The organism is Alteromonas sp. ALT199 (assembly GCF_018619335.1).
Taxonomy (GTDB): Bacteria; Pseudomonadota; Gammaproteobacteria; order Enterobacterales; family Alteromonadaceae; genus Alteromonas.
Genome location: NZ_JAHHDX010000015.1, coordinates 68,447 through 91,722 on the forward strand (window position 1 = coordinate 68,447; position 23,276 = coordinate 91,722).

General features: G+C 45.5%; 18 protein-coding genes and 1 tRNA gene. 15 read left to right on the forward strand and 4 right to left on the reverse strand.

From position 1 onward, the window contains the following. Positions 1-17: 17 nt before the first annotated feature. Positions 18-422, forward strand: coding sequence for an ACT domain-containing protein (locus tag KL866_RS02075; protein WP_251139777.1), 405 nt, complete (start codon positions 18-20; stop codon positions 420-422). Here the strand turns inward: KL866_RS02075 and KL866_RS02080 are convergent. Together KL866_RS02080 and KL866_RS02085 are read right to left on the reverse strand one after the other, a co-directional pair. Beyond that, positions 419-1,096, reverse strand: coding sequence for a lysoplasmalogenase (locus tag KL866_RS02080; protein ID WP_214992947.1), 678 nt, complete (start codon positions 1,094-1,096; stop codon positions 419-421). The genes KL866_RS02075 and KL866_RS02080 overlap by 4 nt on opposite strands. Positions 1,097-1,233: 137 nt before the next feature. Next, complete coding sequence (locus KL866_RS02085) at positions 1,234-3,300, reverse strand: M13 family metallopeptidase (protein ID WP_214992950.1); 2,067 nt, start codon at positions 3,298-3,300, stop codon at positions 1,234-1,236. Positions 3,301-3,550: 250 nt separating this feature from the next. Here KL866_RS02085 and KL866_RS02090 point away from each other — a divergent pair, with 250 nt between their 5' ends. The 5 genes from KL866_RS02090 (at position 3,551) to nusG (ending at position 7,472) form a co-directional block, all read left to right on the forward strand. Beyond that, the gene (locus tag KL866_RS02090) at positions 3,551-4,174 is read left to right on the forward strand and encodes an RraA family protein (RefSeq protein ID WP_214992953.1); all 624 of its coding nucleotides are present in this window, start codon (positions 3,551-3,553) and stop codon (positions 4,172-4,174) included. Positions 4,175-4,371: 197 nt separating this feature from the next. After that, on the forward strand, positions 4,372-6,213 hold the full coding sequence (locus KL866_RS02095; RefSeq protein WP_214992956.1) for an ABC transporter ATP-binding protein: 1,842 nt from the start codon (positions 4,372-4,374) through the stop codon (positions 6,211-6,213). Positions 6,214-6,380: 167 nt separating this feature from the next. After that, positions 6,381-6,457: transfer RNA gene (locus KL866_RS02100), tRNA-Trp, on the forward strand. An 81-nt stretch (positions 6,458-6,538) separates the two neighbouring features. Further along, on the forward strand, positions 6,539-6,916 hold the full coding sequence (gene secE, locus KL866_RS02105) for a preprotein translocase subunit SecE (protein WP_014951045.1): 378 nt from the start codon (positions 6,539-6,541) through the stop codon (positions 6,914-6,916). A 4-nt stretch (positions 6,917-6,920) separates the two neighbouring features. Next, the gene (gene nusG, locus KL866_RS02110; RefSeq protein WP_025257510.1) at positions 6,921-7,472 is read left to right on the forward strand and encodes a transcription termination/antitermination protein NusG; all 552 of its coding nucleotides are present in this window, start codon (positions 6,921-6,923) and stop codon (positions 7,470-7,472) included. 675 nt (positions 7,473-8,147) lie between these two features. Here the strand turns inward: nusG and KL866_RS02115 are convergent. After that, a complete protein-coding gene (locus KL866_RS02115) occupies positions 8,148-8,393 on the reverse strand; it encodes a Blp family class II bacteriocin (RefSeq protein WP_214992968.1) in 246 nt (81 codons plus the stop codon). Continuing rightward, positions 8,383-8,598, reverse strand: a complete 216-nt coding sequence (locus tag KL866_RS02120) for a bacteriocin (protein ID WP_159120527.1) — start codon at positions 8,596-8,598, stop codon at positions 8,383-8,385. Before KL866_RS02120 ends, KL866_RS02115 begins: the two co-directional genes overlap by 11 nt. Positions 8,599-8,838: 240 nt before the next feature. Here KL866_RS02120 and rplK point away from each other — a divergent pair, with 240 nt between their 5' ends. The 9 genes from rplK to fusA all read left to right on the forward strand — a co-directional run bounded on the left by rplK (position 8,839) and on the right by fusA (position 23,195). Beyond that, on the forward strand, positions 8,839-9,267 hold the full coding sequence (rplK, locus tag KL866_RS02125; RefSeq protein ID WP_014951043.1) for a 50S ribosomal protein L11: 429 nt from the start codon (positions 8,839-8,841) through the stop codon (positions 9,265-9,267). A gap of 4 nt (positions 9,268-9,271) precedes the next feature. Beyond that, positions 9,272-9,967, forward strand: a complete 696-nt coding sequence (gene rplA / locus KL866_RS02130) for a 50S ribosomal protein L1 (RefSeq protein ID WP_025257514.1) — start codon at positions 9,272-9,274, stop codon at positions 9,965-9,967. A gap of 306 nt (positions 9,968-10,273) precedes the next feature. After that, positions 10,274-10,792 (forward strand): 50S ribosomal protein L10, encoded by a 519-nt coding sequence (rplJ, locus tag KL866_RS02135; protein ID WP_025257515.1) that lies wholly within the window; start codon positions 10,274-10,276, stop codon positions 10,790-10,792. Between the two features lie 57 nt (positions 10,793-10,849). Beyond that, on the forward strand, positions 10,850-11,227 hold the full coding sequence (gene rplL, locus KL866_RS02140; RefSeq protein ID WP_015068303.1) for a 50S ribosomal protein L7/L12: 378 nt from the start codon (positions 10,850-10,852) through the stop codon (positions 11,225-11,227). 325 nt (positions 11,228-11,552) lie between these two features. Further along, complete coding sequence (gene rpoB / locus KL866_RS02145) at positions 11,553-15,581, forward strand: DNA-directed RNA polymerase subunit beta (RefSeq protein WP_025257516.1); 4,029 nt, start codon at positions 11,553-11,555, stop codon at positions 15,579-15,581. A gap of 81 nt (positions 15,582-15,662) precedes the next feature. Then, positions 15,663-19,835: a DNA-directed RNA polymerase subunit beta' gene (rpoC, locus tag KL866_RS02150; protein WP_025257517.1), complete on the forward strand. Its 4,173-nt coding sequence runs from the start codon at positions 15,663-15,665 to the stop codon at positions 19,833-19,835. A gap of 309 nt (positions 19,836-20,144) precedes the next feature. Further along, the gene (gene rpsL / locus KL866_RS02155; RefSeq protein ID WP_025257518.1) at positions 20,145-20,519 is read left to right on the forward strand and encodes a 30S ribosomal protein S12; all 375 of its coding nucleotides are present in this window, start codon (positions 20,145-20,147) and stop codon (positions 20,517-20,519) included. A 75-nt stretch (positions 20,520-20,594) separates the two neighbouring features. Then, positions 20,595-21,065, forward strand: a complete 471-nt coding sequence (rpsG, locus tag KL866_RS02160) for a 30S ribosomal protein S7 (protein ID WP_025257519.1) — start codon at positions 20,595-20,597, stop codon at positions 21,063-21,065. 27 nt (positions 21,066-21,092) lie between these two features. Continuing rightward, positions 21,093-23,195 carry an elongation factor G gene (gene fusA / locus KL866_RS02165; protein WP_025257520.1) on the forward strand — a complete coding sequence of 701 codons (2,103 nt, stop codon included), beginning with the start codon at positions 21,093-21,095 and terminating at the stop codon, positions 23,193-23,195. The last annotated feature ends 81 nt before the right edge of the window (positions 23,196-23,276 follow it).

Consider the following 23,276-nt stretch of genomic DNA (forward strand, 5'->3'; position numbering starts at 1 on the left):
ACCTTATAGAAAGGAAGATGAGTGTGATTGCTGAAACTGACTTAAGCGTGTTGCTGAAAAACTTAAACCCTGTAGCCAGTAGTGAAAACTTTGTATTCACTACTTTGCCTGCTGATAAGTTAACCAGTACGTTGATTAAAGCGGCTAAAGGCATGTTTCATGAACGTGAGGGGACCACGCTTATCTTGCCTGTGGTCGCAGCTCGGCAAGCTAATTTGCAGTATGAAGGTTACTATCGCTGTATAACCTGCGAAGTGCACTCTAGTTTAGAGGCGGTAGGTATGACTGCCGCTATGTCTACTGCGTTAGGTAAAGCCGGAATAAGTGCTAACGTTGTGGCGGCTTACTATCACGACCATATTTTTGTGCCAGCTGATAAAGTTGATGTGGCGGTAGAAGTGTTAACTTCGCTGTCTAACTAATCCTGCCTATTTTCTTTCCCCAAGAACGCACCAACAAGCCCTACGGTTAAGCAATATTGCGCACCATAGTAAGTTGTCATTACCCAAAAGGCAGACAGTGGAAGCGGGGTTTTGAAAACCGACTGGGCGAGAATGGCATCTGATATCACAAAAAGTAAAGCACCGGTTACGATTAGCTTAGCTTGAGTCAACCACACCGCGCTCACGCCCATTAGCGTGATAACGCTAATATAGGCGACTACGGGGTAAAATAAGGCTTTCGATGCTGGAAGAATGTGTACTGCCATCATTGCGGCAAAGCTAGCAATAATAATACTAACGAACCACTTCGTTTTGCGCGAAATAATACTGTCGTCGGGCGTTTTTTGTAAGCGGTGATGCATCAGTGCAAAGCACATAGCATACGTTAAATGCGCAACAAAAAAGCATGACAAGCCGATAATAAAGCTTTCGGGAAAATGCAAAGCCAGACTAATATCTCCCGCAAGACTACTAAGTAACGCCATCAACACTAGGTATCGCGGCATGGCACTGAGCTTCGTATACGCAAAAACTGCTAGTACCCCAATAGGCAAAGCTTTGGGTAGGAATTGTGCCACGTAAGGTGTAAGCGGCAGGGTGGCCAAGTAAAACAACGCTAAGCTGATAAAAATAATGGTTGCTCTTACATTCATATTTAGCCTTTTTGAATTTGCTCAGCCCTATATTTCAATACGACAAAAAAGCCCCAGTTTGATGAATCAAACGTGGGGCTTCAACTATCGTATTTTATGTACGCTACTCTTTATTTACTGTTTCTAGAGTACGTGCATTACCAAATTTTTACGCGTTCTTCTGGCGGCAAATACAACGCGTCTTCTTCGGTCACGTTAAACGCTTCGTAGAATTCAGGTACGTTGCGCACTGCACCATTAGTGCGGAACTTCGTAGGTGAATGGGAATCGGTTTGTACTTGGTTGCGTAACGCTTCTTCACGGTATTTGCTCGCCCAAACCTGACCATAACCAATGAAAACACGCTGATCGCCAGTGAAGCCATCTAGCTCAGGGGCTTCTTCACCATCAAGAGATAGGTGGTAAGCTTTAAGTGCAATACTAATACCGCCAAGGTCGCCGATGTTTTCACCTAGGGTATATTCGCCGTTTACGTGTAAATCAGGCAAGACTTCGAATTGATTGTATTGCTCTATGAGGTTTGCAGTACGTGCTTCAAACTCGCTGCGATCTTCATCGGTCCACCAGTTGCGTAAAACGCCGTCACCGTCAAACGTTGAGCCTGCATCATCGAAACCATGGCCAATTTCGTGACCAATTACCGCGCCAATACCACCGTAGTTCACCGCGTCTTCTGCGTTCATGTCAAAGAACGGGGGCTGAAGGATAGCGGCAGGGAACACAATTTCGTTTAGCGGCGGATTGTAGTAAGCATTAACGGTTTGTGGTGTCATGCCCCACTCGTGGGTCCACACAGGGCCGCCTTGTTTCTTCAGCATTTCTTCATATAGCACGTCAGAAGAGCGCTTAAGGTTACCGAATAAGTCGCTGGCATTAACCGTTAGGGCTGAATAGTCTCTCCATTGGTCAGGATAACCAATTTTCACTGTAAACTTAGATAGCTTGTCTAATGCTTGCGTACGGGTTTCGTCTGTCATCCAGTCTAAGTTTTCAATACTTTCTTTATAAGCCAGCAGTAGGTTATTAACCATTTCCATCATGCGGTCTTTCGCTTCAGGCGGAAAATGCTGTTTTACATAAACCTTACCGATAAGCTCGCCTACATGGGCGTTTGAAAGACTCACGGCACGACGCCACTGTGGCTGCTGCTCTTCAACGCCGCGAAGCACTTTGCTGTAAAAATTGAAGTTTGCTTCATCAAGCTCGGCATTCAATCGACTAGCTGAAGCATTTAACACGCCCCATTTAAGGAATGTCTTCCAATCTTCTAGTGACGTTTCTGCTATAACGCCATCAATGTTTTGCATGTAGTCTTTTTGCAAAATGCCAAGTGAAGGAATGTCGCTAACGTCAGCTTCAGCAAGATAGGCGTCCCAGTTGAACTTAGGCATCAATGATTTAAGTTCTTCAATCGTAAGCTTGTTATAGTTCGCTGCAAAGTTACGTGCCTGCTCTTTCTTCATGTGCAGTTGAGCAATCTTAGTCTCAAGCGCGAAAAGCATGTCAGCACTTTCTTTTGGCGCTTCGAAGCCCGCGATTTCAAACATAGTTTGAATGTGTTTAACGTAAGCGTCACGGATGCTTTGAGAGGTTTCGTCGTCTTTAAAATAGTACTCGCGCTCAGGAAGCCCTAGTCCTGCTTGCCATGTGTACATCAGATACTCTTTAGGCGACTTAAGATCCGGGTATTGGGTTAGGCTGAACGGTGTACCGTAGCCATAACGAGCAGCATAGGCAAAATACTCGGCAAGGTCGGTATAGTCTTCAATAGCATCGATTTTGGATAGCTCAGGTTTTAGCGGTGTAATGCCAGTCTCGTTGCGGGTTTCCATGTCCATATAGGCACGGTAAAAATCACCCACTTTCTGTTCGTCGCTTCCCGCTTTAAAGTCACCTTCGGCTGAAGACTTAATAATATCCATTACATGGTCTTGCGCTTCATCACGAAGAATAACGAAAGAACCATAGCTTGATTTGTCTGCTGGTATTTCAAAATTATCAAACCACTTACCGTTTACGTAGCGGAAGAAGTCATCTCCAGGGTCTACAGACAGGTCCATATTCTTTTTAATGACGCCTGAAGAGAGCTGTTGCTGAGCTTCTTCAGTGGCAGCGCTTTGGTTTTGTTGTTCTGTCGTTGAATTTTGTGGGCTACAGGCCGTTAAGGCCAGTGCCACGCTTAAGCTTAAAACGCTACGTAACATCTAGAGTTTTCCTTTTCGTTTTAATTGGGCAATGTTTGGGCTTGCCACTTATAGTTTTTAGCGCGTTGTAAGGGCCTTTACATTCATAAGAATATCCAAGTGTAACACGCGCGGTTTCTCTATCGTTTTAGCATGATGGTAGTGATAGAAAAAGTGTTTATAGTGAAAATACACAGCTTGTAACAACTTGGAAGACTAAGTTCGCTATAGTGTTTTGTATTGACCTCATCACAACTTTAAAGGAACGGCAATGGACTTACATAACACTTCTTTTGATAGCGTATCACCGTGCGAGTACGCCGACGCCCTGCCAAGAGAGCAGTTCATGCACTATGGAATAAAACCTTTGTGGGGAGGCATGCCTCGTATTGCGGGCCCTGCATTCACTGTGAAATGTGAACTAGGTGATCACCTTATGCTGCACGCGGCAATTTATAGAGCTAGCCCAGGCGATATTATTGTAGTCGAAGCAGACGATGAGTTCGCGGTTGCGGGCGGAAACGTGTGTGCGATAGCCCAGTCTCGGGGAATTAAAGGCTTCGTTGTCGATGGTGTAATACGCGACCTTGCCGAAACTCGCGAAAATGGGTTCCCAGTATTTGCTCGAGGTGTGGTTCCCAAACCGGGTGCCAAAAAATGCATATCGCCGCTGAATGAACCGATAACCTGCGGCGGTGTTGTGGTCAACGCAGGAGACATTATTGTGGCGGACGAGGAGGGCATTGCTGTAATTCCAAAAGCTCAAGCATTAGAGGCCTTTGTGATAGCTCAAAAGCGTGCCCACAAAGATGCTTCTATGTCACTTGAACAGTGGCAGGCTGAGCATTCTGAAAAGGTAGAAAGCATACTGACTAAACTAGGTTTTTCAAAGTGATGGGTTGATTCGATTCGTTATGATTGAATTGCATTTCGATAAACCTTCTTGCGAAATATTAACCAATTTTAAGTTAACTTTGTGGTAAAAAAACGCCGCAAAGTTCAGCACACTTTTAGTTATCGTGTAGAATTGTGCCCCAGCATTTTTGGGCACACGTAAACGTGCTCTGTCATTGAATAACTAACGAGTTCTACATGTTTTCATTTTTTGAAAAGCTTACCAAGCCTTTCCCTGACACTCCCCCTACCCAACCGCCAACAGGTATCATTGCCTTTTGTAAGTACTATACCAAAGGCATGTGGGGCGTAATCCTTACTGTTTCGGTGCTAAGTGCAATTGTGGCCATGTTAGAAGTGGCGCTGTTTGGTTTTCTAGGACAGTTGGTTGACTGGTTTTCTGAGCAAAACCGCGAAACCTTTTTAGAAGATCAAAAATTCACGCTTATTGGCATGAGTTTAACGGTTCTCGTTTTTATTCCTTTGTTTATTTTGCTGCGCTCACTATTTTCTCGTCAGTCCTTAATGGGTAACTTTCCCATGCGCATCAGATGGCAGGCTCACCGCTATCTGCTTGGTCAAAGCTTAACCTTTTTCCACGATGAATTTGCAGGGCGTGTCGCCACTAAAGTAATGCAAACCGCGCTATCGGTGCGAGAAACCGTAACCAAAGTGCTCGATTTGCTGGTTTACATCAGCGTTTATTTTATCTCTATGGTTGTGCTTATCTTTAGCACTGACTGGCGCTTAGCAATGCCGCTTATCGTATGGTTCTTTGTGTACATTGGTATTTTGAAAGTGCTGGTACCTAAACTTAAAGAGGTATCGCAAAAGCAAGCAGACGCGCGCTCATTAATGACTGGGCGTATTGTTGATAGCTACACCAACATTACGACAGTGAAGCTGTTTTCACACAGTCGCCGCGAAGCCGATTACGCAAAAGAAAGCATGGATGGTTTTCTAAAAACGGTTTACCCACAAATGCGTTTGGTTACCGTATTAGAATTTTGTGTGGAAATGGCTAATGCCATTCTAATCTTTACCATTGGTGCGCTGTCTGTGTATTTGTGGATGGAAAACATTGCGAGCCCTGGCGATATCGCTATTGCAATTAGTTTGTGCTTGCGACTAAACGGTATGTCTCACTGGGTAATGTGGGAGGTATCTGGGTTGTTTGAGAACTTAGGTACTGTGCAAGATGGTATGAATACCTTGGCGCAGCCTATTGCAGTAAAAGACAAGCCTAAAGCTAACGCACTGAAAGTAAATGGTGGCGGAATTAACTTCGACAACGTGAATTTTTCTTATTCCGGTGCGGATAACAAACCTATTGATGTGTTTACTAATTTGGACTTGACCATCAAGCCCGGAGAAAAAGTAGGCTTAGTGGGGCGTTCTGGGGCAGGTAAATCGACCTTAGTGAACCTACTAATGCGCTTTTACGACACCCAAAGTGGCCGCATTATCATTGATGGGCAGGATATTACCCAAGTGGGTCAAGAAACCCTTCGCGCTAAAATCAGTATGGTGACGCAGGATACCTCGTTGATGCACCGCTCGGTAAGCGACAATATTCTTTATGGGCGTACGGATGCGACAGAAGAGGACATGATAAAGGCTGCTAAACAAGCGGAAGCGCACGATTTCATTCTTACACTCACCGATAGTCACGGAAGGACAGGCTACGACGCGCATGTAGGCGAGCGCGGTGTAAAGCTTTCTGGTGGACAGCGCCAGCGAATTGCTATTGCTCGCGTATTACTAAAAGACGCGCCTGTATTGGTATTAGATGAGGCAACGTCTGCATTAGATTCTGAAGTTGAAGCGGCTATTCAAGCGTGTCTGGATAAGGTAATGGAAGGCAAAACCGTGCTGGCCATTGCGCATCGCTTATCCACCATTGCACAAATGGACAGATTACTAGTTTTGGACAAAGGTAACATTGTAGAGCAGGGCACACATGCTGAGCTTATCGCACAAAATGGCATTTATGCGAAGCTTTGGGCCCACCAAACCGGTGGATTTATTGGTGTTGAGTAGGTTATGCGTGAATTAGCGTGCAATCGCAGATGGGATGGATAAACCGCTTGTAACTTGAAAGTGGTTAAGTATAATACGCCTCCCTCCCTTGCGATACCGCACTTTCCTTAGAAAAGACGCACAAATCACAAGGGCAGTGTAAGTAAATTTTGTCTTTTAGACACCACAGGGGTGTAGTTCGAATTGGTAGAACAGCGGTCTCCAAAACCGATGGTTGGGGGTTCGAGTCCCTCCACCCCTGCCAGATTTACTTAAACTAAGAATTTTTAAATTGCGCATTGAATCGATGCGTAAATCAACGACGCTGTAGTGCTAGGATCGTAACATGAGCGAAAAGACGGAAAATCAGTCCAATGCGTTGGACATGTTTAAATGGGTAGTGGTTTTTGCACTACTTGCCGGTTTAGTAACCGCTAATACAATGTACGGTGAGATCTCGGTGCTATACCGTGCCATCGCGATTGTTGTAGTTGTTGGTATAGCTGGTTTTATCGCGGCTACTACCGAAAAAGGTAGCACCTTCTTGAGCTTTGCGAAAGAGTCTCGCACAGAAGTTCGCAAGGTTGTGTGGCCTACTCGCCAAGAAGCGAACCAAACGACCCTTATCGTGCTTGCAGCGACGTTAATCATGGCACTAATTTTATGGGGACTAGACGGCATTATCGTTCGTGTAGTTGGCTTTATTACTGGAATAGGAGCATAAACGTATGTCTGAAGAAGAAGCAGTAAAGAAAAGATGGTACGTAGTACAAGCCTATTCGCAATATGAGGCTCGCGTTAAGAAGACCCTTCTTGAATACATCAAAATGCACAACATGGAAGACTACTTCGGGCAGGTACTAGTACCAACAGAAGAGGTGGTAGAAATGCGTGCTGGTCAAAAGCGTAAATCTGAGCGTAAGTTCTACCCTGGTTACGTTTTGGTAGAAATGGCGATGACTGAAGAGTCGTGGCACTTGGTGAAAAGCGTACCTCGCGTATTGGGCTTCATCGGCGGTACATCTGACCGTCCTATGCCAATCACGCAAAAAGAAGCTGACGCTATCTTAAATCGTCTTGAAGAGAACGTTGATAAGCCAAGACCAAAGACTTTGTTCGAGCCTGGCGAAGTTATTCGTGTTACCGATGGTCCATTTGCAGACTTCAACGGTGTGGTAGAAGAAGTAGACTACGAAAAGAGCCGCGTAAAAGTATCGGTACTTATCTTCGGTCGTTCTACACCAGTAGACCTAGAATTTGGTCAGGTAGAAAAAGGCTAAGTCTTTTCCGCCTAAGAGTTTTGAAAAAGCCCCTACTACATAGGGGCTTTTTTATTTATCGAACTAGTATAATGGGTTTCTTCTTCAACATATTGCTAGCAAAGCAATTGAAATAGAAATAGGTAGGCCGTGTAAGATATGGCAAACCCATTTAGGAAATACCGTGCTATCGTGATAAGAGTCCCAAAAACCAACATTGGCCCAGCGTTTCAAAACAACGTTTAAAGCGACCAATGCTATTGCCCAAATCAGGGGAAAAATATATTCCAGTGCCGCAATAATCATTGCTAAGCCTTTTCCTCTAAGAACGACATTTCGCTAATAACTGTTAAAGTTTTAATTAGGCTTTTTCAGGTAGAGAGGAAAGCTATAGCTTAGGGAAGATATGATGAAAGCAGTTAGTACTACCCACCATTTATAATCTTCACTTACTAATAAACCAATAGTTAAAGCGGTTACGAATAGGAAAGTTGTGACAATTATACGCGCAATTTTAAAGCGCTCGAACTGATCTATATGAGCTCTTGAACTAAATAGCCGGATCCAAAGTATCGCTGTAATCCCTGAGTAATTGATTAAAAGTAAAAGGCTATTACTTGCAATAAACGCGCTAAAGGAAAACAGGCTCAGCATAGCACAAGCCATGTTAAGCCTTGATAACGGTGATAAATCCATTTATTCATCCAACGTTTCGCTGTAATCTGATACAGCATCGGCGGCGCCTACTATAGTGCCGACACCAGTACCAATTAGGCCGCCAATAAGCGCGCCGAATGGACCAGCATATGCGCCAAGTGCAGCACCTATACCTGCACCTGTAGCTGCTCCTTCTAATCCCCCCTCAAAAGCGGCTTGTGAAATATTGCCCCCAGATACAGCTTCGATTTGCTCTTCGGTGAGTACTAGCGGATTATTCATCATCAGTAAAATACTCCCATGCAGCACCTAGGGCAGCTCCTGTAGCAATAACGCCAACTGCAACGGGAAAAGCGACGGTAAATCCGACTGCTACGGCAACGCCAACACCAGTCGCGCCAATGCCACCTCCAGTTAGTCCCCCTGATGCAACGTCCCAGCCATCACCACCTGAAATCTGGTCCAGTTCTTTTTGTGAAAGTAACTCCATTTAAATTTCTCCAAATTTGATATTTTGTTTACATAGGTGCGTATTAACGCGTTAGAAACTTTCACCTATTTCAAAAAGAAAAAATACTGACCTTTCGATGGTTTTTTATTCTAATTAGCCCTTGCATAGTAATTAATCACCTTATATAATGCGCGCCCTTTTAAACGGAAACGGGAAGCCGATTGAGCAAATAATCTCTGTATTTGCGAGGCGTTAGACCCAAACAAGAGAGCATGTAAAATGGCTAAAAAAGTAAGCGGTATTATCAAGCTTCAGGTTGCAGCTGGCGCTGCTAACCCAAGTCCACCGGTTGGACCTGCACTAGGTCAGCACGGTGTAAACATCATGGAATTCTGTAAGGCTTTCAACGCGAAAACTGAAAGTCTTGAGAAAGGCGCTCCAGTACCAGTAGAAATTACTGTATACGAAGATCGCTCTTTCACATTCGAAACTAAGACTCCTCCTGCGTCTTACCTGCTTAAGAAAGCAGCGGGCATCAAGAGTGGTTCTGGCCGTCCTAACACTGAAAAAGTGGGTAAAGTTACTCGCGCTCAGTTGGAAGAGATTGCTAAAACTAAAGAGCCAGACCTTACTGCAGCTGATCTAGATGCAGCGGTACGCACTATCGCGGGTTCTGCTCGCTCAATGGGCTTGAACGTAGAGGACTAATCGAATGGCTAAATTAACTAAACGCGCTCGCCTAGTACGCGACAAAGTTGACTCTACTAAAGAGTACGAAATCAACGAAGCAGTAGCGCTTCTTAAAGAACTAGCAACTGCTAAGTTCGCAGAGAGCATTGACGTATCTGTAAACCTTGGTATCGATGCGAAGAAATCTGACCAAAACGTTCGTGGTGCAACTGTACTACCTAACGGTACTGGTAAAGACGTTCGCGTTGCAGTATTCACTCAAGGTGCAAATGCTGAAGCAGCGAAAGAAGCTGGTGCTGACATCGTTGGTATGGACGACTTAGCTGAGCAAGTTAAGAAAGGCGAAATGAACTTTGACGTAGTAGTTGCTAGCCCAGACGCGATGCGTGTTGTTGGTCAACTAGGTCAAATTCTAGGCCCACGTGGTCTTATGCCTAACCCTAAAACTGGCACTGTAACGCCTGACGTTGCAACTGCAGTTAAGAACGCTAAAGCTGGTCAGGTACGCTACCGTAACGATAAGAACGGTATCATCCACGCTAGCATCGGTAAGATTGCGTTCGAAGCGAACCAAATTCAAGAAAACCTTGAAGCGCTACTTGAAGCACTGAAGAAAGCTAAGCCTTCTTCTGCTAAAGGTACATACATCAAGAAAATCAGCCTAAGCACTACAATGGGTGCTGGTGTTTCTCTTGATAAGGCTTCTGTAGGTCTTTAATTTCGCTGAGCTAACGCTCACCGAAATCTCTTAAAGGTTATGGGTTGGAGCTGTGACAATTAGCAGTGCTAATAAGCAGCTCCCGTCCAAGACCGCAGGTGCGGTGTGGTGAAAGAGGTAAGAGAACTTTCACAGTCAACACACTGCTTAATACAACAACCTGCGCAGACGGTGGTTTGACTCAGACTCTCTGGGGTAACAAACACCGTAGAGCGGTATCAACCATGAGGGTTGGTATCAATCTGTGAACCCTGATGGCGTGAGTAGGTAACTACAAACAAAATCAGATACAAAGAGGTGAACTCAGTGGCACTAGGTTTAGCAGCAAAAAAAGAGATCGTAGCAGAAGTTTCTGAAGTTGCGTCTCGCGCTCTATCCGTAGCCGTTGCTGAATACCGTGGGATGGAAGTTGCAGAACTGACTGACCTACGTGTTAAAGCTCGTGAGCAAGGCGTATACCTAAAGGTTGTACGTAACACTCTTGCAAAGCGTGCTCTAGCAGACAGTCAATTTGCAGACTTAGACAGCGCCTTAACTGGTCCGCTTATCTATGGTTTCTCTATCGACGCACCAGGCGGTGCGGCACGTCTTTTCAAAGACTTCGGTAAGACTAACGATAAGCTTAAAGTTACAGCACTATCTATTGGTAGCGGTCTTCTTGGTCCAGAGAAATTGGACGCAGTTGCAGCACTACCTACCCGCGACGAAGCGCTTGCAAGACTACTTGCAACCTTCAAAGCACCAGTTGGGAAATTCGTTCAAACAATCAACGAAGTTCCTGGCAAGTTTGTGCGCGTATTGGCGGCGGTCAAAGACACCAAGTAATTGGCGTTTTTGGCATATTGATTTTTTTAACATTTTATACCCAGGAGTTTAGAGAACATGGCTCTAACTAAAGAAGATATCTTAAACGCAATCGCTGAAATGCCGGTAATGGAACTGGTAGAACTAATTGAAGCGGCTGAAGAGAAATTCAACGTATCTGCTGCAGCTGCTGTAGCTGTTGCTGGTCCAGCTGCTGGTGGCGATGCTGCTGCTGCAGAAGAAAAGACTGAATTCGACGTTGTAATGACTTCATTCGGTGGCAACAAAGTTGCAGTTATCAAAGCAGTTCGCGGCGCGACTGGCCTAGGTCTTAAAGAAGCTAAAGAAGTAGTTGAGTCTGCTCCTAAAGCTATCAAAGAAGGCGTAAGCAAAGATGAAGCTGAAGCACTTAAGAAAGAGCTTGAAGAAGCTGGTGCAGAAGTAGAAATCAAGTAATCTGACCTAGTCAGATTATTGCCTGAGACGGCAAGGCTGGTGGTTTTTTGAACCACCAGCCTTTTTGCGCTGTATAGTGTGTAGAAACTTACCCTTGGTTACACTACTTAAAGCGCCATTCGGAAATACCCATAAAAAGCATAAAAATCCAACAAGTTAACTAATAATTGGTTAAATTTTGTTGTATGCTGGTGTATCTGCCCGAAAAAGGGTTGTGGAAGTTTGTTGCTTAGTGCGCCATTTGAAACGCAGCTTTTAGCCCATAGCACGCGTTTTAAAGCATTTTGCAGCAGGTTGGGTCATAAATCAGCAGGCTGAGGAACCCATGGTTTACTCTTATAGCGAAAAGAAACGTATCCGTAAGGATTTTGGCAAACGCCCACAGGTATTGGAAATTCCATACCTTCTTTCAATTCAGCTTGATTCTTTCAAAAAGTTTATTGAGACCGATCCGGAAGCTCAATACGGTTTGGAAGCAGCATTTCGTTCCGTTTTTCCAATTAAAAGTTACTCAGGTAGTTCAGAGCTTCAATATGTAAGCTACCGCCTGGGAGAGCCAGTTTTCGACGTTAAAGAATGTCAAATTCGTGGCGTAACTTTCTCTGCTCCGTTAAGAGTAAAACTACGGTTAGTGTTGTTCGATAAAGACGCTGCCCCAGGTACCGTAAAAGATATTAAAGAACAAGAAGTGTACATGGGCGAGATCCCATTGATGACTGAGAACGGTACGTTCGTTATCAATGGTACTGAGCGTGTTATCGTGTCACAGCTACACCGTTCACCTGGTGTATTCTTTGATCACGACAAAGGTAAAACCCACTCGTCAGGTAAAGTGCTTTATAATGCACGTGTAATTCCTTACCGTGGTTCGTGGTTAGACTTCGAGTTTGACCCGAAAGATAACCTATTCGTACGTATCGACCGTCGTCGTAAATTGCCTGCAACAATTATCTTGCGCGCACTTGAAATGACATCTGAAGAAATCCTAGATACTTTCTTCGATAAAGTAAGTGTACGTATCGACAAAGACAAGTTGATGATGGAAGTGGTACCAGATCGCCTTCGTGGTGAAACTGCCGCTTTTGATATTATCGATGGTGAAGGCAACGTTGTTGTTGAAACCGGTCGTCGTATCTCAGCACGTCACACTCGTGCACTAGAGAAAGCAGGTCTTACTGAGCTTGAAGTTCCAGCTGATTACTTAATTGGCCGCGTATACGCTGCTACTTACGTAAACGAAGACACTGGCGAAGTTATTGTAAGCGCGAACGAAGAACTTACCCTTGAAAACCTTGCGGCACTAAGCCAAGCGGGTATCAAAGAGTTTGAAACGCTTTACATCAACGAACTTGATCACGGTTCATACATTTCAGATACATTGCGTATCGACTCTTCAACTAACCGCCTTGAAGCACTAGTTGAAATTTACCGTATGATGCGTCCTGGTGAGCCACCAACAAAAGACGCAGCAGAAACCTTGTTCGATAACTTGTTCTTCTCTGACGAACGTTACGACCTATCTTCTGTTGGCCGCATGAAGTTCAACCGCCGTCTAGGTCGTGAAGAACTTATTGGTTCAGGCACGCTAGACAAAGAAGACATTATTTCTGTTATGAAGCAGCTAATAATGATTCGTGACGGTAAAGATGAAGTAGATGATATCGATCACCTAGGTAACCGTCGTATCCGTTCTGTTGGTGAAATGGCAGAGAACCAATTCCGCGTTGGTCTTGTACGTGTAGAACGTGCAGTTAAAGAGCGTCTAAGTTTAGGCGATCTAGACAACGTAATGCCACAGGACCTAATTAACGCTAAGCCAATCTCGGCTGCGGTTAAAGAGTTCTTCGGTTCATCTCAGCTTTCTCAGTTCATGGACCAAAACAACCCGCTATCAGAAGTAACGCACAAGCGTCGTATTTCTGCATTAGGCCCGGGTGGTCTTACACGTGAACGTGCAGGCTTCGAGGTTCGAGACGTACACCCGACTCACTACGGTCGTCTATGTCCAATCGAAACGCCGGAAGGCCCGAACATCGGTCTTATTAACTCATTGGCAAGCTTCGCGCGCACCAATGACTTCGGTTTCCTTGAAACACCTTTCCGTCGCATTGTTGACGGTGTGGTAACAGACGAAATCGATTACTTATCTGCAATTGAAGAAGGTCAATTCGCAATCGCTCAGGCTAACATTGCTTTGACTGAGAATGGCGAGTTGGTAGACGACCTAATTCCATGTCGTCACCGCGGTGAAACTACTTTGATGCCGACTGAAGACATCAAATACATGGACGTTTCACCACAGCAAATCGTTTCAATTGCTGCGAGCATTATTCCATTCCTAGAGCACGATGACGCAAACCGTGCACTTATGGGTGCGAACATGCAACGTCAGGCAGTACCTACGTTGCGCGCTGATAAGCCGCTAGTTGGTACCGGTATGGAAAGAACTATCGCGGTTGACTCAGGTGTTACTGTAGTTGCTAAGCGCGGTGGTGTTGTTGACTATGTTGATGCCAGCCGTATCGTAATTAAAGTAGATGAAGATGAAATGCTTCCAGGTGAAGCAGGTATCGATATCTACAACCTGACTAAATACACGCGTTCTAACCAGAACACTTGTATCAATCAGAAGCCTACCTGTAGCGTTGGCGACCCGATTGTTACTGGTGACGTGCTAGCTGACGGTCCTTCAACGGACTTAGGTGACCTTGCACTTGGTCAGAACATGCGTATCGCATTCATGCCGTGGAATGGTTACAACTTTGAGGATTCAATCCTTATTTCTGAGCGTGTAGCACAGGAAGATCGTTTTACTACAATCCACATTCAAGAGCTTAGCTGTATCGCTCGTGATACTAAGCTTGGGCCAGAAGAGATTTCTTCTGATATCCCGAACGTGGGTGAATCTGCACTAAGCAAGCTTGATGAATCAGGTGTTGTTTACATTGGTGCAGAAGTGAAAGGCGGTGACATCCTAGTAGGTAAAGTAACGCCTAAAGGTGAGACTCAGCTTACGCCAGAAGAGAAACTACTACGTGCAATCTTCGGTGAGAAAGCGTCTGACGTTAAAGATACGTCGCTACGTGTACCTAACTCTGTTCACGGTACAGTAATTGACGTTCAAGTATTTACCCGTGACGGTGTAGAGAAAGACAAGCGTGCGCTTGAAATTGAAGACATGCAGCTACGTCAGGTTAAGAAAGACCTTACTGATGAGTTCGAAATTCTTGCAGACGGTATCTTTGCCCGTGCGCAAACTGCACTTCTACGTGCTGGTGTTGACCAAGCTAAGCTTGACAGCCTACCGCGTGAAAAGTGGTTTGAAATTGCACTTAACAGCGAAGATGCACAGCTAGAGCTAGACCAAATCGCAGATCAACACGCTGAAATTAAAGCGGACTTCGATAAGAAGTTTGAAACTAAGCGTCGTAAGATCACACAAGGCGACGACCTAGCGCCTGGCGTACTTAAGATTGTTAAGGTTTACCTTGCAGTTAAGCGTCACATCCAACCGGGTGACAAGATGGCCGGACGTCACGGTAACAAAGGTGTTATCTCGACTATCCAGCCTGTAGAAGACATGCCATACGATGCTAACGGTACGCCGGTAGATATCGTTCTTAACCCACTAGGTGTACCGTCTCGTATGAACATCGGTCAGATCCTAGAAACGCACTTGGGTATGGCTGCACACGGTCTTGGTGTGAAGATTGATCGCATGATAAAAGAGCAGCGTGAGCTGGCTGAACTACGTGAGTTCTTGAAGAAGGTGTACGAGCTTGGTGAAAATCACCAAGAAGTTGACATCGACAACTTCACAGACCACGAAGTACGTCGCTTAGCAGAAAACCTTCGTAAGGGTGTTCCAATCGCAACGCCTGTATTCGATGGTGCTCGTGAATCTGAAATCAAAGAAATGCTGAAGCTTGCTGATATTCCAGAAAGCGGTCAGATTTCATTGTTCGACGGTCGTACCGGTCGCGAGTTTGAGCGTCCAGTTACGGTTGGTTACATGTACATGCTGAAACTGAACCACTTAGTAGACGACAAAATGCACGCGCGTTCTACTGGTTCATACAGCCTTGTTACACAGCAGCCTCTTGGTGGTAAAGCACAGTTTGGTGGTCAGCGCTTCGGTGAGATGGAAGTGTGGGCACTTGAAGCATACGGTGCAGCATATACCCTTCAGGAAATGCTTACTGTTAAGTCAGATGACGTTAACGGCCGTACCAAGATGTACAAGAACATCGTCGATGGCGACCACAGAATGGAGCCTGGCATGCCAGAATCATTCAACGTACTACTTAAAGAAATTCGCTCGTTGGGTATCAACATCGAACTTGAAGAAAAGTAATACGGCAATCGCCGCGTAATGTTATGAGATGGCCCGGCGCTTGCGCCGGGTTCTAGAGACTGACTCCGCTGGGAGAGTAATGTGAAAGACTTATTAAAGTTTCTAAAGCAACAAAACAAGACCGAAGAATTCGATAATATTCGAATCGGTCTGTCTTCACCTGACATGATTCGTTCATGGTCATTTGGTGAAGTTAAGAAGCCTGAAACAATTAACTACCGTACGTTCAAGCCTGAGCGTGACGGTCTGTTCTGTGCGCGTATCTTTGGTCCGGTTAAAGACTACGAGTGTCTTTGCGGTAAGTATAAGCGCCTTAAACACCGTGGTGTTATCTGTGAGAAGTGTGGCGTTGAAGTTACACTGACTAAAGTACGTCGTGAGCGTATGGGTCACATCGAGCTAGCTAGCCCGGTTGCACACATCTGGTTCCTTAAATCACTTCCGTCTCGTATCGGCTTAATGCTTGATATGACACTTCGTGATATTGAACGTGTACTTTATTTTGAATCATACGTGGTAACAGAGCCGGGTATGACGACGCTTGAGCGCAGCCAACTTCTTAACGAAGAAGAATACTTGGATGCACTTGAAGAGCACGGTGACGAGTTTGATGCGAAGATGGGTGCTGAAGCAGTATTCGATCTTCTAACAGTACTTGACGTAGACGCAGATGTTGCGGCTATGCGTGAAGAGCTGCCTTCAATCAACTCTGAAACTAAGCGTAAGAAGATCACTAAGCGTCTTAAATTGCTTGAGTCATTCCAGCAGTCTGGTAACAAGCCAGAGTGGATGATCATGACGGTACTGCCGGTACTTCCGCCAGATTTACGTCCTCTAGTTCCACTAGATGGCGGCCGTTTTGCAACGTCTGACCTGAACGACCTTTACCGTCGTGTAATTAACCGTAACAACCGTCTTAAGCGTCTTCTAGACCTTGCTGCTCCAGACATTATCGTACGCAACGAAAAGCGTATGCTTCAAGAGTCTGTTGATGCGCTTCTAGATAACGGACGTCGTGGTCGTGCAATTACCGGTTCTAACAAGCGTCCACTTAAGTCGCTTGCAGATATGATCAAAGGTAAGCAAGGTCGTTTCCGTCAAAACCTTCTTGGTAAGCGTGTTGACTACTCAGGCCGTTCTGTAATTACCGTTGGTCCTACACTACGTCTTCATCAGTGTGGTCTTCCTAAGAAGATGGCACTTGAGCTATTTAAGCCGTTTATCTACGGAAAGCTTGAAGGTCGTGGTCTTGCGACAACAATTAAAGCAGCTAAGAAGCTTGTAGAGCGCGAAGCACCAGAGGTTTGGGACGTACTAGACGACGTTATCCGTGAACACCCGGTACTACTTAACCGTGCACCTACACTTCACCGTTTGGGTATCCAGGCATTCGAACCAACACTAATCGAAGGTAAAGCGATTCAGCTTCACCCGCTAGTGTGTGCGGCGTACAACGCCGACTTCGATGGTGACCAAATGGCGGTACACGTTCCGTTGACAATCGAAGCACAGCTAGAAGCTCGTGCACTAATGATGTCAACGAACAACATTCTGTCGCCAGCGAACGGTGAGCCAATCATCGTACCTTCACAGGACGTTGTATTGGGTCTTTACTACCTAACGCGTGACAAAGTAAACGGCTTAGGCGAAGGCATGGTGTTTACCAGCCCGAATGAAGCAGAAAAAGCGTACCGTACAGGTAATGCTGAGCTTCACTCTCGCGTTAAAGTACGTATTACTGAATATGACATCGATGAAGATGGCAACAAAACTGAGAAAGTAACCCTAACTGACACTACTGTTGGTCGTGCGATTTTCTCATTGATCCTTCCAAAGGGTCTGCCATTTGAAATCATTAACCAAGCGATGGGCAAGAAGCAAATTTCAAAACTATTGAATGCTTGTTACCGTACGCTAGGTCTGAAAGACACAGTAATTGCTGCTGACCAAATCATGTATACCGGTTTCCACTACGCGATGATCGCGGGTGCGTCTGTTGGTATCGACGATATGGTTATCCCTGCTGCTAAGAAAGAAATTATCGACGCGGCGGAAGCAGAAGTTATCGAAATTCAGGAACAGTTCCAAAACGGTCTTGTTACCGCGGGTGAGCGTTACAACAAAGTTATCGATATCTGGTCAAATGCCAACGAAAAAGTTGCTAAGGCCATGATGGATAACCTTAAGACTGACATCGTAATTAACCGCGATGGCGAAGAAGAAGAGCAATCATCATTTAACTCAGTTTACATGATGGCCGACTCGGGTGCTCGTGGTAGTGCCGCTCAGATTCGTCAGCTTGCAGGTATGCGTGGTCTGATGGCTAAGCCAGATGGCTCAATCATCGAAACCCCAATTACGGCGAACTTCCGTGAAGGTCTGAACGTACTACAGTACTTCATCTCAACTCACGGTGCTCGTAAAGGTCTAGCGGATACCGCACTTAAGACAGCTAACTCGGGTTACCTAACACGTCGTCTAGTAGACGTTGCACAAGATTTGGTAATCACTAACGACGACTGTGGCACATTCGAAGGTGTTCAAATGACACCACTAATCGAAGGTGGCGACGTTGTTGAGCCACTACGCGAGCGTGTACTAGGTCGTGTGGTAGCAGAAGATGTACTTAAGCCAGGTACTAACGAAGTACTAGTAGAGCGTAACGTTCTTCTAGACGAAGCGTTAGTAGACATGCTTGAAGCTAACTCAGTTGACCAGATCCAAGTACGCTCGGTAATCACTTGTGACAATGACTTCGGTGTTTGTGCTAAGTGTTACGGTCGTGACCTTGCTCGTGGACACATGGTTGGAAGCGGTGAATCGGTTGGTGTTATTGCAGCACAGTCAATCGGTGAACCAGGTACACAGCTTACCATGCGTACGTTCCACATCGGTGGTGCGGCATCACGAGCTTCTGCTGAGAACAGCGTTCAGGTTAAAACGGCGGGTAGCCTTAAGCTACACAATGAAAAATCAGTACGTAACTCAGACGGCAAAGTGGTTATTGTTTCTCGTTCAACAGAGCTTACTGTTATCGATGAACAAGGTCGTGAGAAAGAACGCTATAAAGTACCTTACGGTGCTGTACTTAGCGTGGATGACGGTGCAACTATTGCAGCTGGCGACGTTGTTGCTAACTGGGATCCGCATAGTCACCCAATCGTCACTGAACGTGCAGCTAAGATTAGCTTCGCAGATATTGATGATTCTAACACTGAAATGCAGCAAGACGAGCTTACTGGTTTAACTCGTATCGTTGTTAAAGACCTTGCGAAAGTTAACTCTAAAGAGCCTAAGCTAATTCTTGAAAGCGACGAGTTCGGTCTTCAAGAAATTCGTCTTCCAAGCTTCACAACTATCGAAGCAAAAGAAGGCAAAGTAGCGAACGAAGGTGACGTGTTAGCGCGTATCCCTCAGGAAAGCTCGAAAACTCGTGATATCACGGGTGGTCTACCGCGCGTTGCGGACCTATTTGAAGCTCGTAAGCCTAAAGAGCCTGCAATTCTTGCAGAAATCTCAGGTACTATCGGCTTCGGTAAAGAGACCAAAGGTAAGAAGCGTCTTGTAATTACACCTGCAGAGGGTGACGCATACGAAGAGATGATTCCGAAGTGGCGTCAGCTTAACGTGTTCGAAGGTGAGAAAGTGGAAAAAGGCGAAGTTATCGCCGATGGTCCAGAGTCTCCACACGATATCCTACGTCTACGTGGTATCTCAGCTGTAGCGAACTACATCGTGAACGAAGTTCAGGAAGTATATCGTCTACAGGGTGTTAAGATTAACGATAAGCACATCGAAGTAGTTATCCGTCAGATGCTACGTAAGTGTCTTATCACGCACCCAGGCGATACGCAGTTCCTTGAAGGCGAACAGGTTGAAGTATCGAACGTTAAAGTGGCAAACCGTGAAATTGAAAAACACGGTAAGATCCCTGCGCAGTACGAAACACAGCTGCTTGGTATCACTAAAGCGTCACTGTCTACTGAGTCATTTATCTCAGCGGCATCGTTCCAAGAAACAACACGTGTTCTAACTGAAGCTGCGGTTCAAGGTAAAGAAGATGACCTACGCGGTCTGAAAGAAAACGTAATCGTTGGACGTCTAATTCCAGCGGGTACCGGTTTCGCATACCACGAACGCCGCGCACAGCGTCGCAAAGAGCAAATCGAAGAAATGTCAGTTTCTGCTGCTGAAGCAGAACAGGCACTAACCGAAGCGCTTAATGCAGGTGCAGACGAAGATACTGCCGAATAAGGCAAGATCATAGGAGTACGTTAACGTACTCCTAACAAATTGGCAGTTCAGTTGTACAGATTGCAGATAAATTAACTGCTTAACCTTTGTACAGCTTGACAGTCAGGGCGATGATCTTTAATATTCCGCGACCCGATTTTGGATAGCCTTTAAAAGGCTCGATAAACGGTCGCGGTTTTTTGTATCAGCGCTCAGTGAATATTGACGAGCACAATGTTCACAAACAAGAGCGATTAATAGATTAATCGCATTAATATGGACCCAGTCGCTGTGATTGGGTTTTCGTAGTTTTTAATCAGGAGCTAGTTAATGGCAACAGTTAACCAGTTAGTGCGCAAGCCGCGTAGAAAGCCCGTTGAAAAAAGCAACGTAGCTGCTCTACAAGCTTGTCCACAAAGACGTGGTGTATGTACTCGTGTATATACTACTACGCCTAAGAAACCAAACTCTGCACTACGTAAAGTATGTCGTGTACGTCTAACTAACGGTTTTGAAGTTTCTTCATACATCGGTGGTGAAGGTCACAACTTGCAAGAGCACAGTGTAGTACTTATCCGTGGTGGTCGTGTTAAAGATCTACCAGGTGTTCGTTATCACACAGTTCGCGGTACTCTTGACTGCGCAGGTGTAAACGATCGTAGACAAGCCCGTTCTAAGTACGGCGCGAAGAAGCCTAAATCATAACGGTTCTCCGTTAGTAAGGCCAAACTGAAGTTTAAGAGTTTTGGGTTTTCCCTGAATTCATACGGAGAATAGAAAATGCCAAGAAGAAGAGTCGTAGGTCAACGTAAAATCCTACCAGAGCCAAAATTTGGTTCACAACTGCTTGCGAAATTCATGAATGTCGTAATGCTCGACGGCAAAAAGTCAGTCGCTGAAAGAATCGTTTACGGTGCGCTTGAGATTGTTGCTGAAAAAACCGGCAAAGCACACCTAGATATCTTCGAGGAAGCGCTTGATAACATCCGCCCAACAGTAGAGGTTAAGTCTCGTCGTGTTGGTGGTTCAACTTATCAGGTTCCAGTTGAAGTACGTCCAGTTCGTCGTAACGCGCTAGGTATGCGTTGGATGGTAGAAGCTGCACGTAAACGTGGCGAAAAGTCTATGGCACAACGCCTAGCGGCTGAAATGCTAGACGCAGCAGATAACAAAGGTTCAGCGGTTAAGAAACGTGAAGACGTTCACCGTATGGCCGAAGCAAACAAAGCGTTTGCTCACTACCGTTGGTAATCAACGTTATTTAACTGAGAGAGATTTATGCCTCGTAAGACCTCGATTGAGCGTTATCGCAATATTGGTATTGTGGCTCACGTGGACGCGGGTAAAACCACGACCACAGAGCGAGTCCTGTTTTATACAGGGCTGTCTCACAAAATCGGTGAAGTGCACGATGGTGCTGCTACCATGGACTGGATGGAGCAAGAGCAGGAGCGTGGTATTACTATCACGTCTGCTGCAACAACTTGTTTTTGGTCTGGTATGGAGCAACAGTTCGATCAGCACAGAATTAACATCATCGACACACCTGGACACGTAGACTTTACTATTGAAGTAGAGCGTTCATTACGTGTACTAGACGGTGCAGTTGTTGTTTTCTGTGGGTCTTCTGGGGTAGAACCTCAATCAGAGACAGTCTGGCGACAGGCTGACAAATATCAAGTGCCACGCCTTGTGTTCGTTAATAAAATGGACCGGGCTGGCGCTGATTTTGAGCGTGTTGTGGGTCAAATCCGCAAACGTTTAGGCGCTAACTGTGTTCCGATTCAAATCAACATGGGCGCTGAAGAGAATTTCCACGGCGTCATCGACCTTGTGAAGATGAAAGCCATCAACTGGAATGAAGAAGACATGGGTATGACATTTACCTATGATGACATTCCGGCTGAATATTTAGATACCGCTGAGCAGTACCGCACCGAAATGATCGAAGCGGCTGCAGAAGCGTCTGATGAGCTGATGGATAAGTATTTAGAAGGCGACGAGCTGACTGAAGAAGAAATCCGTTTAGGCCTTCGTACGCGTACACTGAACAACGAAATTGTTCTTGCCACTTGTGGCAGTGCCTTCAAAAACAAAGGTGTTCAGGCAGTACTAGACTCTGTAATTCATTACCTTCCGTCGCCAACTGAAGTTAAAGCCATCACAGGTGTGCTAGACGACAAAGACGAGACTGAAGCAGAGCGTCATTCAAGTGACGATGAGCCATTCTCAGCATTGGCATTTAAGATAGCGACCGACCCGTTTGTGGGTACGCTCACGTTTTTCCGTTGTTACTCAGGTGTAGTTAATACTGGTGACACGGTTTATAACCCAGTTAAGGGTAAACGCGAGCGATTCGGTCGTATTGTGCAAATGCATGCGAAAGACCGTGAAGAGCTTAAAGAAGTCCGTGCTGGCGATATCGCAGCGGCAATTGGTCTCAAAGACGTGACAACTGGTGATACGCTTTGCGATCCTAATAACGTTATTACGTTAGAGCGTATGGAGTTCCCAGACCCAGTAATTTCAATTGCGGTCGAGCCTAGGTCTCAAGCTGACCAAGAAAAAATGGGAATGGCCTTAGGTAAGCTTGCTGCAGAAGATCCGTCGTTTAAAGTAAAAACTGACGACGAGACAGGTCAGACAATCATCTCAGGTATGGGTGAACTTCACCTTGATATCATTGTCGACCGCATGAAGCGTGAGTTTAAAGTTGAATGTAACGTAGGTAACCCCCAGGTTGCTTATCGCGAAACCCTTCGTAAATCTGTTGAAGTTGAAGGGAAGTTCGTTCGTCAGTCGGGCGGCCGTGGCCAGTTTGGTCATGTATGGTTACGCATTGAGCCTCAGGAAGAAGGTTCAGGCTACGAATTTGTGAACGAAATCGTCGGTGGTGTTGTACCAAAAGAGTTCATTCCAGCGGTCGATAAAGGAATTCAGGAGCAGATGCGAAGTGGTGTTCTTGCAGGGTATCCAGTACTTGATGTAAAGGTTACTTTGTTCGATGGTTCATACCACGATGTTGACTCTTCTGAAATGGCGTTTAAGATCGCCGGCTCTATGGGTTTCAAAAAAGGCGCCGCAGAAGCAAATCCGGTGTTGCTTGAACCCACGATGAAAGTTGAAGTAACTACTCCAGAAGACTGGATGGGTGATGTAGTTGGCGACATTAATCGTCGTCGCGGCATGATCGAAGGTATGGAAGATGGCGTAGCAGGTGTTAAAATAATACGTGCAAAAGTGCCGCTTTCAGAAATGTTTGGCTACGCAACTGACTTGCGTTCACAAACACAAGGTCGTGCTTCATACTCAATGGAGTTCTTCAATTATTCTGAGGCGCCGAACAATGTGGCGCAGGCTATTATTGAATCTAGAACTTAATCTAAATGAAGGTTCGGTCCGGTCTATTGGTGGGTCGGACTTTTAACTTAGGAAACGAGAAAAATGGCAAAAGAAAAGTTT

Bases quoted from the DNA above. Each gene is read 5' to 3' on its own strand.
- KL866_RS02075 (WP_251139777.1), top strand. From the start codon at position 18: ATGAGTGTGATTGCTGAAACTGACTTAAGCGTGTTGCTGAAAAACTTA.
- KL866_RS02080 (WP_214992947.1), bottom strand. From the start codon at position 1,096: ATGAATGTAAGAGCAACCATTATTTTTATCAGCTTAGCGTTGTTTTAC.
- KL866_RS02085 (WP_214992950.1), bottom strand. From the start codon at position 3,300: ATGTTACGTAGCGTTTTAAGCTTAAGCGTGGCACTGGCCTTAACGGCC.
- KL866_RS02090 (WP_214992953.1), top strand. From the start codon at position 3,551: ATGGACTTACATAACACTTCTTTTGATAGCGTATCACCGTGCGAGTAC.
- KL866_RS02095 (WP_214992956.1), top strand. From the start codon at position 4,372: ATGTTTTCATTTTTTGAAAAGCTTACCAAGCCTTTCCCTGACACTCCC.
- secE (WP_014951045.1), top strand. From the start codon at position 6,539: ATGAGCGAAAAGACGGAAAATCAGTCCAATGCGTTGGACATGTTTAAA.
- nusG (WP_025257510.1), top strand. From the start codon at position 6,921: ATGTCTGAAGAAGAAGCAGTAAAGAAAAGATGGTACGTAGTACAAGCC.
- KL866_RS02115 (WP_214992968.1), bottom strand. From the start codon at position 8,393: ATGATGAATAATCCGCTAGTACTCACCGAAGAGCAAATCGAAGCTGTA.
- KL866_RS02120 (WP_159120527.1), bottom strand. From the start codon at position 8,598: ATGGAGTTACTTTCACAAAAAGAACTGGACCAGATTTCAGGTGGTGAT.
- rplK (WP_014951043.1), top strand. From the start codon at position 8,839: ATGGCTAAAAAAGTAAGCGGTATTATCAAGCTTCAGGTTGCAGCTGGC.
- rplA (WP_025257514.1), top strand. From the start codon at position 9,272: ATGGCTAAATTAACTAAACGCGCTCGCCTAGTACGCGACAAAGTTGAC.
- rplL (WP_015068303.1), top strand. From the start codon at position 10,850: ATGGCTCTAACTAAAGAAGATATCTTAAACGCAATCGCTGAAATGCCG.
- rpoB (WP_025257516.1), top strand. From the start codon at position 11,553: ATGGTTTACTCTTATAGCGAAAAGAAACGTATCCGTAAGGATTTTGGC.
- rpsL (WP_025257518.1), top strand. From the start codon at position 20,145: ATGGCAACAGTTAACCAGTTAGTGCGCAAGCCGCGTAGAAAGCCCGTT.
- rpsG (WP_025257519.1), top strand. From the start codon at position 20,595: ATGCCAAGAAGAAGAGTCGTAGGTCAACGTAAAATCCTACCAGAGCCA.
- fusA (WP_025257520.1), top strand. From the start codon at position 21,093: ATGCCTCGTAAGACCTCGATTGAGCGTTATCGCAATATTGGTATTGTG.